Source organism: Citrobacter sp. RHBSTW-00599 (genome assembly GCF_013784065.1).
Taxonomy (GTDB): domain Bacteria; phylum Pseudomonadota; class Gammaproteobacteria; order Enterobacterales; family Enterobacteriaceae; genus Citrobacter; species Citrobacter braakii.
Genome location: NZ_CP056717.1, coordinates 501,691 through 513,716, shown reverse-complemented (window position 1 = coordinate 513,716; position 12,026 = coordinate 501,691). Strand labels below are relative to the sequence as shown.

Annotated in this window: 14 protein-coding genes; 11 read left to right on the top strand and 3 right to left on the bottom strand. The window is 52.3% G+C overall.

The genetic code is table 11. The annotated features are described in order from the left end of the window. The first annotated feature begins 18 nt into the window (after positions 1-18). The 11 genes from HV243_RS02485 (at position 19) to npr (ending at position 7,938) form a co-directional block, all read left to right on the top strand. On the top strand, positions 19-996 hold the full coding sequence (locus HV243_RS02485) for a calcium/sodium antiporter (protein ID WP_016154684.1): 978 nt from the start codon (positions 19-21) through the stop codon (positions 994-996). A gap of 13 nt (positions 997-1,009) precedes the next feature. Continuing rightward, the gene (gene kdsD / locus HV243_RS02480) at positions 1,010-1,996 is read left to right on the top strand and encodes an arabinose-5-phosphate isomerase KdsD (protein WP_016154685.1); all 987 of its coding nucleotides are present in this window, start codon (positions 1,010-1,012) and stop codon (positions 1,994-1,996) included. Between the two features lie 20 nt (positions 1,997-2,016). After that, complete coding sequence (gene kdsC / locus HV243_RS02475) at positions 2,017-2,583, top strand: 3-deoxy-manno-octulosonate-8-phosphatase KdsC (RefSeq protein ID WP_046276014.1); 567 nt, start codon at positions 2,017-2,019, stop codon at positions 2,581-2,583. Further along, a complete protein-coding gene (gene lptC, locus HV243_RS02470) occupies positions 2,580-3,155 on the top strand; it encodes an LPS export ABC transporter periplasmic protein LptC (protein WP_047358522.1) in 576 nt (191 codons plus the stop codon). The genes kdsC and lptC overlap by 4 nt, the downstream gene beginning before the upstream one ends. After that, positions 3,124-3,672 carry a lipopolysaccharide ABC transporter substrate-binding protein LptA gene (gene lptA / locus HV243_RS02465; RefSeq protein ID WP_047358523.1) on the top strand — a complete coding sequence of 183 codons (549 nt, stop codon included), beginning with the start codon at positions 3,124-3,126 and terminating at the stop codon, positions 3,670-3,672. The genes lptC and lptA overlap by 32 nt, the downstream gene beginning before the upstream one ends. A gap of 6 nt (positions 3,673-3,678) precedes the next feature. After that, positions 3,679-4,404, top strand: coding sequence for an LPS export ABC transporter ATP-binding protein (gene lptB / locus HV243_RS02460; protein ID WP_003025073.1), 726 nt, complete (start codon positions 3,679-3,681; stop codon positions 4,402-4,404). 46 nt (positions 4,405-4,450) lie between these two features. Further along, the gene (gene rpoN, locus HV243_RS02455; protein WP_016154689.1) at positions 4,451-5,884 is read left to right on the top strand and encodes an RNA polymerase factor sigma-54; all 1,434 of its coding nucleotides are present in this window, start codon (positions 4,451-4,453) and stop codon (positions 5,882-5,884) included. 22 nt (positions 5,885-5,906) lie between these two features. Continuing rightward, complete coding sequence (gene hpf / locus HV243_RS02450; protein ID WP_003025078.1) at positions 5,907-6,194, top strand: ribosome hibernation promoting factor; 288 nt, start codon at positions 5,907-5,909, stop codon at positions 6,192-6,194. Positions 6,195-6,277: 83 nt separating this feature from the next. Further along, the gene (gene ptsN / locus HV243_RS02445; protein WP_016154690.1) at positions 6,278-6,769 is read left to right on the top strand and encodes a PTS IIA-like nitrogen regulatory protein PtsN; all 492 of its coding nucleotides are present in this window, start codon (positions 6,278-6,280) and stop codon (positions 6,767-6,769) included. A 45-nt stretch (positions 6,770-6,814) separates the two neighbouring features. Continuing rightward, on the top strand, positions 6,815-7,669 hold the full coding sequence (rapZ, locus tag HV243_RS02440) for an RNase adapter RapZ (protein ID WP_003025085.1): 855 nt from the start codon (positions 6,815-6,817) through the stop codon (positions 7,667-7,669). After that, the gene (gene npr, locus HV243_RS02435) at positions 7,666-7,938 is read left to right on the top strand and encodes a PTS phosphocarrier protein NPr (protein WP_181603927.1); all 273 of its coding nucleotides are present in this window, start codon (positions 7,666-7,668) and stop codon (positions 7,936-7,938) included. Before rapZ ends, npr begins: the two co-directional genes overlap by 4 nt. An 86-nt stretch (positions 7,939-8,024) precedes the next feature. On the opposite strand, the gene mtgA is transcribed toward npr, so the two are convergent. The 3 genes from mtgA to arcB form a co-directional block, all read right to left on the bottom strand. Beyond that, positions 8,025-8,744, bottom strand: a complete 720-nt coding sequence (gene mtgA, locus HV243_RS02430; protein ID WP_016157575.1) for a monofunctional biosynthetic peptidoglycan transglycosylase — start codon at positions 8,742-8,744, stop codon at positions 8,025-8,027. Continuing rightward, the gene (elbB, locus tag HV243_RS02425; protein WP_047358524.1) at positions 8,741-9,394 is read right to left on the bottom strand and encodes an isoprenoid biosynthesis glyoxalase ElbB; all 654 of its coding nucleotides are present in this window, start codon (positions 9,392-9,394) and stop codon (positions 8,741-8,743) included. The genes mtgA and elbB overlap by 4 nt, the downstream gene beginning before the upstream one ends. A gap of 229 nt (positions 9,395-9,623) precedes the next feature. Continuing rightward, positions 9,624-11,960 (bottom strand): aerobic respiration two-component sensor histidine kinase ArcB, encoded by a 2,337-nt coding sequence (arcB, locus tag HV243_RS02420; RefSeq protein ID WP_016154693.1) that lies wholly within the window; start codon positions 11,958-11,960, stop codon positions 9,624-9,626. Positions 11,961-12,026 lie beyond the last annotated feature (66 nt).

The window sequence follows — 12,026 nt, the reverse complement described above, 5'->3', positions numbered from 1 at the left end:
CTGAAGAAAGGACTTTAGATGCTTTTAGCGACGGCGCTGTTAATAATTGGTTTACTTCTGGTGGTCTACGGTGCCGACCGACTGGTATTTGCCGCATCCATTTTATGTCGAAACTTCGGTATTCCCCCCATTATCATCGGGATGACCGTGGTCAGCATTGGTACATCGTTACCCGAGATAATTGTCTCCGTTGCCGCATCGATGAACGGGCAGCTTGATTTAGCCGTCGGTACCGCCATCGGCTCTAACATTACCAACATTCTGCTTATTTTAGGCCTGTCGGCGCTGATTCATCCTTTTACCGTGCATTCTGATGTTCTGCGTCGTGAATTACCGCTAATGTTGCTGGTAAGCATCTTAGCCGCATCGGTCCTGTATGACGGGCAATTGAGTCGCAGCGATGGTTTCTTTCTTCTGCTTCTGGCCGTGCTATGGCTGTTATTCATTGTTAAAATCGCCCGTCTGGCTGAGCGACAAGGTAACGACAGCCTGACCCGCGAGCAAATCGCGGAACTGCCGCGCGAAGGCGGGTTACCGGTCGCGTTTTTGTGGTTGGGTATTGCGCTAATTATTATGCCAATGGCAACGCGTATGGTGGTAGATAACGCAACCGTACTGGCGAACTACTTCGCCATGAGCGAACTCACCATCGGGCTGACGGTTGTCGCCATTGGTACCAGCCTGCCGGAGCTGGCAACGGCAATTGCGGGTCTGCGTAAAGGTGAAAACGATATTGCCGTCGGCAACATCATCGGCGCGAACATTTTTAATATTGTTATCGTCCTCGGACTGCCGGCGCTGATTACGCCGGGGGAAGTCAATCCGATGGCCTTCACCCGTGACTATAGCGTCATGCTGCTGGTGAGCGTAATTTTTGCACTACTCTGCTGGCGACGTCCGCGCCAGATTGGTCGCGGCGCGGGTGCGCTGCTGACCGGCGGTTTTATCATATGGCTGGCGATGCTGTATTGGTTATCGCCACTTCTCGTTGGATAACTGGAAACGCATTATGTCGCACTTAGAGTTGCAACCGGGTTTTGACTTTCAGCAAGCAGGCAAGGAAGTCCTGGCAATTGAACGTGAAGGCCTGGCGGAGCTTGATCAGTACATCAACCAAAATTTTACTCTCGCCTGCGAGAAAATATTCAGCTGCCCGGGCAAAGTTGTAGTGATGGGGATGGGGAAATCTGGACATATCGGGCGGAAAATGGCAGCCACATTTGCCAGCACCGGCACCCCCTCATTTTTCGTGCATCCAGGCGAAGCCGCACATGGCGATCTGGGCATGGTCTCGCCGCAGGATGTAGTCATCGCCATCTCTAACTCCGGTGAATCCAATGAGATAGCGGCGTTAATCCCGGTGTTAAAACGTCTTCATGTACCGCTTATCTGCATGACCGGTCGTCCGGAAAGCAGCATGGCGCGTGCGGCAGATGTGCATCTGTGTGTTAAAGTGCCCAAGGAAGCTTGCCCGTTAGGTCTGGCGCCGACCAGCAGCACGACCGCAACGCTGGTGATGGGCGATGCGCTAGCCGTAGCATTATTAAAAGCGCGTGGCTTTACCGCGGAAGATTTTGCGTTATCTCATCCCGGTGGCGCACTAGGCCGTAAGCTTTTACTGCGCGTTAACGATATTATGCATACGGGCGATGAGATCCCGCATGTGACTAAAAGCGCCAGCCTGCGTGACGCCTTACTTGAGATCACGCGTAAAAATCTCGGCATGACCGTCATTTGCGATGATGACATGAAGATTGACGGTATTTTCACCGATGGCGATTTACGTCGCGTCTTCGATATGGGCGTTGATGTTCGCCAGTTAGGCATTGCCGATGTGATGACCCCTGGCGGCATTCGCGTGCGTCCGGGCATTCTTGCCGTCGATGCCCTGAACTTAATGCAGTCCCGCCATATCACCTCGGTTATGGTTGCTGATGGCGACCGGTTACTTGGTGTGTTACATATGCATGATCTGCTGCGTGCAGGTGTAGTGTAAGAAACTCAAGGATAAAGAAAATGAGTAAAGCAGGTGCGTCGCTTGCGACCTGTTATGGACCCGTCAGCACAGACGTTATCACCCGGGCAGAGAACATCCGTTTGCTGATCCTGGATGTGGATGGCGTACTGTCTGATGGTCTGATTTATATGGGCAACAACGGTGAAGAGCTGAAGGCTTTTAACGTCCGCGATGGTTACGGAATTCGCTGTGCGCTCACTTCCGGTATCGAGGTTGCCATTATTACCGGACGAAAGGCTAAACTTGTAGAAGATCGCTGTGCCACATTGGGGATCACGCATTTGTATCAGGGGCAGTCAGACAAACTGGTCGCCTTTAACGATCTCCTTAGCAAACTGGCGATCGCTCCTGAAAATGTTGCGTACGTTGGCGATGATCTGATCGACTGGCCGGTGATGGCACAAGTGGGATTAAGCGTGGCGGTGGCGGATGCTCATCCTTTGCTGATCCCCCGGGCCGATTATGTCACCCGCATCGATGGGGGACGCGGCGCGGTACGTGAAGTCTGCGATTTATTACTCCTGGCGCAGGGCAAACTGGACGAGGCCAAAGGGCAATCGATATGAGCAAAACCAGACGTTGGGTTATCATTCTACTGTCGCTGGCTGTCCTTGTGATGATTGGTATTAATCTGGCAGACAAAGACGACACCGCTGAGGTCGTCGTAAATAACAACGAGCCAACCTATAAGAGCGAACATACTGATACCGTTGTGTATAGTCCCGAAGGCGCACTGAGCTATCACTTGATCGCGCAAAACGTTGAATATTATTCGGAACAAGCGGTTTCGTGGTTTACTCAACCGGTATTAACCACATTTGATAAGGATAAAGTACCGACCTGGACGATCAAGGCTGATAAAGCCAAATTGACCAACGATCGGATGCTATATCTGTACGGCCATGTTGAGGTCAACGCCCTGGTGCCCGACTCTCAACTACGCAGAATGACGACCGATAACGCACAGATTAACCTGGTGACACAAGACGTCACTTCCGATGATCTCGTCACGTTATATGGCACAACATTTAACTCCAGCGGACTGAAGATGCGCGGCAACTTACGCAGCAAGAACGCCGAGCTGATTGAAAAGGTTAGAACCTCATATGAAATCCAAAACAAACAAACTCAGCCTTAATCTTGTGCTTGCCAGCTCACTTCTGGCCGCCAGCATCCCGGCATTCGCCGTCACCGGCGATACCGAGCAGCCGATTCACATTGAGTCGGACCAGCAGTCTCTTGATATGCAAGGCAACGTGGTGACCTTTACTGGCAATGTGATTGTGACTCAGGGCACCATCAAAATTAACGCCGATAAAGTCGTCGTAACCCGCCCTGGCGGTGAAGACGGTAAAGAAGTCATTGATGGCTACGGTAATCCTGCAACCTTTTACCAGATGCAGGACAACGGTAAACCAGTTAAAGGCCACGCCTCACACATGCATTATGAACTGGCGAAAGACTTCGTCGTTCTCACCGGTAAGGCTTACCTGGAACAGCTCGATAGCAACATCACAGGCGATAAGATCACCTATCTGGTGAAAGAGCAGAAAATGCAGGCCTTCAGCGATAAAGGCAAACGCGTCACCACCGTTCTGGTACCGTCGCAGTTGCAGGACAAAAACAAGGCTCCGGCAGAGAAAAAAGGTAACTGATTCGTTATGGCAACATTAACTGCAAAGAACCTTGCAAAAGCCTATAAGGGCCGCCGTGTGGTGGAAGATGTCAGTCTGACCGTCAACTCCGGGGAGATCGTCGGTCTGCTCGGTCCTAACGGTGCGGGCAAGACAACGACCTTTTACATGGTGGTCGGCATTGTCCCACGTGATGCGGGCAACATTATCATTGATGACGAAGACATCAGCCTACTGCCTCTGCATGCGCGCGCGCGTCGCGGCATCGGCTACTTGCCGCAGGAAGCGTCTATTTTCCGTCGCCTGAGCGTGTTTGATAACCTGATGGCGGTGCTGCAAATTCGTGACGATCTTACCAGCGAGCAGCGGGAAGATCGCGCCAACGAGCTGATGGAAGAGTTCCACATCGAACACCTGCGTGACAGCATGGGGCAGTCGCTCTCCGGTGGTGAACGACGCCGCGTGGAGATCGCCCGCGCACTGGCCGCGAATCCGAAATTTATCCTGCTGGATGAACCGTTTGCCGGTGTTGACCCGATTTCCGTTATTGATATCAAACGGATCATCGAACACCTGCGCGACAGCGGGCTTGGGGTGCTGATTACCGACCATAACGTTCGCGAAACGCTGGCAGTGTGTGAGCGCGCCTACATCGTGAGTCAGGGCCACCTGATCGCGCATGGCACGCCAACAGAAATACTGCAGGATGAGCACGTTAAACGCGTATACCTTGGGGAAGACTTCAGACTCTGATAGGGTAGAAGACTTCACGTCACCGCAGGAGAGAACAACTCTGAACATGAAGCAAGGTTTGCAACTCAGGCTTAGCCAACAACTGGCGATGACGCCTCAGCTACAACAGGCTATCCGTCTGTTGCAGCTGTCCACGCTGGAACTTCAGCAAGAACTTCAGCAAGCGCTGGAAAGTAACCCACTGCTCGAGCAAACCGATCTTCACGACGAAATTGATACCCAGGAAAAACAGGACAGCGAATCCCTCGACACCGCAGATGCTCTCGAACAAAAAGAGATGCCAGAGGAGCTGCCGCTTGACGCCAGTTGGGATGAAATTTACACCGCCGGTACACCTTCTGGCACCAGCGGGGATTACATCGACGACGAACTGCCTGTGTATCAGGGGGAGACCACGCAATCACTGCAGGATTACCTGATGTGGCAAGTGGAGCTGACCCCGTTCTCGGATACCGATCGCGCAATTGCGACATCCATTGTTGATGCGGTAGACGAAACCGGTTATCTCACCGTAACCCTGGACGATATTCTCGAAAGCATGGGCGATGACGACGTCGGCATGGACGAAATCGAAGCCGTGCTTAAACGCATTCAGCGTTTTGATCCCGTGGGCGTGGCGGCCAAAGATCTCCGCGACTGCTTATTGATCCAACTTTCCCAGTTTGATAAAGCCACGCCGTGGCTGGAAGAAGCGCGCCTGATCATCAGCGATCACCTCGATCTGTTAGCCAACCATGACTTCCGCACGCTGATGCGCGTAACCCGGCTGAAAGAAGATGTGCTGAAAGAAGCCGTCAATCTTATTCAGTCCCTGGACCCCAGACCTGGGCAGTCTATCCAGACCGGGGAGCCAGAATACGTTATTCCGGATGTACTGGTGCGTAAGCATAACGATCGCTGGGTGGTCGAACTCAACGGCGACAGCATTCCACGGTTGCAGATTAACCAGCACTACGCCGCCATGTGCAACAGCGCGCGCAACGACGCTGACAGCCAGTTTATTCGTAGCAATCTGCAGGATGCAAAGTGGCTGATTAAAAGCCTGGAAAGTCGCAATGATACGCTGCTGCGCGTCAGTCGCTGTATCGTTGAACAGCAGCAAGCCTTCTTTGATCAAGGCGAAGAGTTTATGAAACCGATGGTGCTGGCGGATATCGCCCAGGCCGTCGAGATGCACGAATCGACCATTTCCCGAGTGACCACGCAAAAGTATCTGCACAGTCCGCGCGGCATTTTTGAATTGAAGTATTTCTTTTCCAGTCACGTTAACACTGAAGGCGGAGGCGAAGCCTCATCCACAGCTATACGTGCACTGGTGAAGAAATTAATTGCTGCGGAAAACCCCGCGAAACCGCTGAGTGACAGCAAGTTAACCTCTATGCTGTCAGAACAGGGTATCATGGTGGCACGCCGCACTGTTGCGAAGTACCGAGAGTCTTTATCCATTCCGCCGTCGAACCAGCGCAAACAGCTGGTCTGACCCAACCGATAAGGAAGACACTATGCAGCTCAACATCACTGGAAACAACGTCGAAATCACTGAAGCCTTACGCGATTTTGTTAATACAAAATTCGCCAAGCTAGAACAATATTTCGACCGGATTAATCAGGTCTATATTGTGTTGAAAGTGGAGAAGGTGACACATATCTCGGATGCAACACTGCATGTGAACGGTGGCGAAATTCATGCCAGCGCGGAAGGTCAGGATATGTACGCCGCCATTGACGGTTTAATTGATAAACTGGCTCGGCAGTTAACAAAACATAAAGATAAACTGAAACAGCACTAACTTGTCCGGGCAGTTAGCGGGTGCAGGACGGCCTGTTGTGTAGCACAACGGGCCATTTGTACAGTTAGCGCTTAGGTGAAATTATGACAAATAACGATACGACTCTACAACTGAGCAATGTTCTTAACCAGGAATGTACACGCGCTGGCGTTCACTGCCAAAGCAAGAAACGCGCGCTGGAAATCATCAGCGAACTGGCGGCAAAACAGCTCAGCTTGCCCTCTCAGGTGGTATTTGAAGCCATTCTGACGCGTGAAAAAATGGGCAGTACCGGCATCGGTAATGGAATTGCTATCCCGCACGGAAAGCTGGAAGAAGACACGATGCGCGCAGTTGGCGTGTTTGTGCAACTTGAAACGCCTATTGCTTTCGACGCCATTGATAATCAACCCGTCGATCTGCTTTTCGCCCTGCTGGTTCCGGCAGACCAAACCAAGACGCATTTGCATACGTTGTCGCTGGTCGCCAAACGTCTGGCCGATAAAACCATCTGCCGCCGCCTGCGCGCAGCACAGAGTGACCAGGAGTTGTATCAAATCATCACGGACACCGAAGGTGGACTGGATGAAGCATAACAACCCAATGGCATCCTTTTTTGTCGTTGTGAGGAGAAACAGTACATGGTACTGATGATCGTCAGCGGTCGTTCGGGGTCAGGAAAATCTGTCGCCCTGCGAGCGCTGGAAGATATGGGTTTTTACTGCGTGGATAACCTTCCCGTAGTGCTGTTGCCCGATCTGGCTCGTACTCTGGCCGATCGCCAGATTTCTGCGGCCGTCAGCATTGATGTGCGCAACATGCCTGAGTCCCCAGAGATTTTCGAGCAGGCAATGAACAATCTGCCTGAAGGCTTCTCACCACAGTTGCTGTTCCTTGACGCCGATCGTAACACCCTGATTCGCCGCTACAGCGACACGCGTCGCCTGCATCCTCTTTCCAGCAAGAACTTATCTCTGGAGAGCGCTATCGATAAGGAAAGCGATTTGCTGGAGCCTCTGCGCTCTCGTGCTGACCTAATCGTGGATACCTCCGAAATGTCCGTGCACGAACTGGCGGAAATGTTGCGTACTCGCCTGCTAGGCAAGCGCGAACGCGAGTTGACGATGGTATTCGAATCCTTTGGTTTCAAACACGGTATCCCAATTGACGCGGATTACGTCTTTGACGTGCGCTTCCTGCCTAACCCGCACTGGGATCCGAAGCTGCGCCCGATGACCGGTCTTGACCGCCCCGTTGCCGCCTTCCTTGACAGGCACACAGAAGTACACAATTTTATCTACCAGACTCGCAGCTATCTTGAGCTATGGTTACCCATGCTGGAGACCAACAACCGCAGCTACCTCACCGTAGCTATCGGCTGTACCGGCGGGAAACACCGTTCGGTGTATATTGCAGAGCAGCTGGCAGACTACTTCCGCTCACGCGGTAAAAACGTACAGTCACGCCATCGTACGCTGGAAAAACGTAAATCATGACCGTGAAGCAAACCGTTGAAATCACGAATAAGCTGGGTATGCATGCTCGCCCAGCCATGAAACTGTTTGAATTGATGCAGGGTTTTGAAACAGAAGTTTTGCTGCGTAATGATGAAGGAACGGAAGCCGAGGCAAACAGTGTTATCGCTCTGCTGATGCTTGATTCTGCCAAAGGGCGTCAGATAGAAGTTGAAGCCACGGGTCCACAGGAAGTGGAAGCCCTGGCAGCGGTGATTGCCCTGTTTAATTCAGGGTTTGATGAAGATTAGCCGAGTACCTGAAGCGCTGCGCTCATCAGGCCTACACGGCAACGTCACTCTCCCGTAGGCCGGATCCGTATCCGGCAATAAACCCATTAATACAGCTTATTTTCCCGCATAAACGACTCACCGCCTAGCTGGCGCATTTGGCGCATAATCCACGCCTGACGGCTACGTACATAACCAGAAGGCGCATTCGCTTTAAAACGCAAAGGATTGGGTAATACCGCAGCCAGCAAGGCCGCTTCAGACAGACTCAGCCGACTGGCTGGCTTATGGAAATAGCGCTGCGCCGCTGCCTCCACGCCGAAAACCCCATCACCAAACTCAGCAATATTCAGGTAAACGGTCAGAATACGCTTCTTGCTCCAGACGGTTTCCATACCCAGCGTTAGCCCGGCTTCGAGACCTTTACGCACCCAGCTACGTCCATCCCACAGAAAGAGGTTTTTTGCCGTCTGTTGCGATAACGTCGACGCCCCGCGAATACGGTTTTCATTACGTTCGTTGTGCGCCAGCGCTTTCTCTATGGCGGAAACATCGAATCCCCAGTGCTCGGGAAACTTCTGGTCCTCCGCGGCGATCACCGCCAGTCCCATCCACGGTGAGATCTCATCCATGCTCACCCAGTCTGAGTGCGCCACATAACCGAAATCACCGGACAGCCATGCGCTCAGTTGCCGCTCGACCATCACGGCAGAGAAAGGGACTGGCATCACGCTGAAAAGTGCGATGCCCCCGCCCCAGAATACGGCGAGGACAACGACCGCCCGCAGAAAGATACGTCGCAGAAAGGCGGTAACTCCTTTTCTCATTCAGCCAGCACCAGCACACGTGATACCAGTTTATCGATACCACTCGCGGCCTGAGCGATGTCCTGCGCCAGCATATAGGCGGGAGTAGTGACGATTTTGTTGTCTTCATCAACGACAATGTCATCAACCGGACAAGGCACATGCTCAGCGCCCATCACTTCCAGCACCTCTGCCGTATCAATATCAGTACCGATGGTCAGACGCAGCGGAAAGTCAAAAATTTTAGGTAACATGGCAGGCGCAATGCACATAAATCCCAGCGGCTTACCCGCCTGATGCATAGCCACCGCCAGCGCAGCTAAGTCGCTATCAACCCGGCACTCACTGCCCTGGCTGGCAAAATTGCTCAGATTTTTGGCCGCGCCAAACCCGCCTGGCACGATCAACGCATCCAGTTCCGTTGAGACTGCCTGAGCAAGTGGGCGAATATCACCGCGTGTTATACGGGCGGCTTCAATCAGCACATTACGCGTTTCCTGCATCGGCTCGCCGGTCAGATGATTAATCACATCCGCTTGTTGTTTATCCGGTGCGAAACAGACGGCCTGAGCACCGTTGCGGGCAATCGCCAGAAGCGTGAGAACAGTTTCATGGATCTCTGCGCCGTCATACACGCCGCATCCGCTGAGCACTACACCCACTTTTTTCATCGTGATACTCCTTTCTCAACTGGCTGAAACATATTAGTTATTATGATTTAAATGCTACGCTTCACACATTTAACTGATTCATGTAACAAATTATTTAAGATTTGCTATCTTAACTGCGTGCGGCCTGAAAATTAGGGCTGCGCCCTTGTAAACAATGATAATAATTTACGGCGCAGCCACGATTTCCCTGGTGTTGGCGCAGTATTCGCGCACCCCGGTCAAGCCGGGGTCATTTTTTTTCCACGCTCGCCACCCAGGCCTTCAATACCGCCACGTCGTGCTGCCACTCCTGCTTCATCTCTTCAATCCATTCAGCAACATTATCTTCCCAGGCTGGAAGGTCTGGCGACTGGATTTGCTGACCTAACTGTTGCAGGTGGCGCAGCCCCACGGAACCTGCCGCGCCTTTAATTTTATGGCCTTCCTCAACAACGCCTTTTTTATCCCGTGCGGTCAGATTGGACTCCAGCACGCTCAAATATCCCGGCATCATCTTCTCAAACACCGCCAGCCCGTCGGTTATTAACTTCGGTCCCACCAGCTCGAGGTATTGTTCCAACATAGGAATATCTAACAGCGCTTGCGATTTACTGCTCTCTTCAGATGTCACAGTGCTCTCCTCTTTGTTTCGGGTATCCCAGTATTTTTTGATCATGGCGGTTAACGCCGGAACCGACAGCGGCTTACTCAGCACATCGTCCATTCCCGCGTCCAGATACTCTTTTTTATCTTTCAGAACGTTGGCGGTAAGCGCAACCAGCGGCGGCAGGTCCTCACGGGCGTATTTTTGCGTCAGCTCGCGCGAGATATCCAGACCGGTCATATCCGGTAGCTGAATATCCAGCAGCACCAGGTCATATTCGCCCGGCGTGAACATTTCCAGCGCGGCTTTCCCGGTCATGGCGACATCCACGCTGTTGCCCAGTTTTTCCAGCACTGAACGCGCGACAATAACGTTCAGTTCGATATCTTCCACCAGCAGCACATTCAGGGCTGGCAGCGGCATGTCGTCGTCTTCAAAGGCGTCCTCAATCTCTTCCGCTACCGCAGGCGCATGCACGGTCAGCGTAAAGATGGAGCCTTTGCCAGCCTGGCTGGAGACCGTAATATCACCGCCCATATTTTTCGCCAGACGCTTCGATACGGCCAGTCCAATCCCGGTTCCCGTTGCCGGTTTGCCGCCATTGCTGTCCTTCACCTGATAATACATGGCGAAGATTTTATCTTGCTCATCCTGCGGAATACCGATCCCGGAATCTTCAACCTCGAAATGCAGTATATTCCCCTGGTCATAGCGCGCCCGCACGGTTACCTGCCCCTGCTGGGTAAACTTCACGGCGTTGCTGATCAGATTCCACAGAATCTGGCGCAAACGCGTGCCGTCGGTAATGACCTTATGCGGTAGTGGTAACGTCGGCTCAAGCACAAAACGCAGCCCTTTTTGCTGCGCCTGCAGGCCAGAGAGGTTTTCCAGATCCGCCATAAAGCTGGTGAAATCGATCGGCTGGTTATCGAGCTGAACTTTACGTCGCTCCATCTTATCCATGTCGATAATATCGTTGAAAATATTCCCCAGCGTCACGGCAGAGACGTGGATTGTTTTCAGGTATTTTTCCTGCTCAGCGGTCAGATCCGTATCCAGCAGGATCCGGCTTAAGCCGACAATGCCGTTAAGCGGAGTGCGCAGTTCGTGGCTGATGGTAGAAATGAAGGTGGTCTTATCGCGGCTGGCACGCTCTAACGCGTCCTGATAACGCTTACGCTCGGTAATATCGCGCCCAAAACCCATCAGACCATGCCGCTTACCTACGCGGTCATAGTAAGGCACTTTGCGAATTTCAAAGCAGGCTTTGCGCCCGTCCGGATAGTCCAGCCACTGTTCGTAGGTGAGCGAGACGTTATGACGGAACACCTTCTCGTCGGTTTCAATGACCTTTTCTGCCGCCTCAGGGGAGTAAACATCAGCCGGTTTTAAATTCACCAACTGCTTTTCGCTCTTGCCGGTCAGCAGTTCCATGGCACGGTTACAGCCGGAAAATTCTTTATCTTCATTACGATAAAAAACCAGATCCGGCGAGGCATCAAGGAAAGAGCGTAAAAAGGAAGACTGCTGCTCAAGCTGAATCTGCGCTTCTTCGCGCTCTTTGATTTCAACCTTCAACTGCTCGAACGTATCCTGGCGCTCCGCTTCGGCTTTTTCGCGCTCAACAATTTCCTGATTAAGCTGGGCAATATTATCTTTTAACTGCACATTGAGCTTGAGATCGCGCTCGCGCATCTCTTCCAGCTTTTGTACCAGTCGTGACAAGCGTTGCCGGGACTCTTCCAGTTGCTCCACCACCACTGACAGAAAATAGACGGCCCAGGGGGTAATTAACAGACCAAAAAAGATAGAGCGGATAACATCAATGCTTTCTACCTGGCCATGCAGCACCATGGTGACAGCCATCTGCACCACAATCGCCAACACGACCAGCGCCAGCGCCAATAACAGCGAAAAGCGCACCAGACCCAATTTCATCATCAGGTCGACGTAATATTGCGCCAGCATACGGATTTGCTTCATAGAGGGTTCCTTCACGACAACTTGGCACAATAATACTCAATTCTCAGCGTGACGTTGAAGATTGTG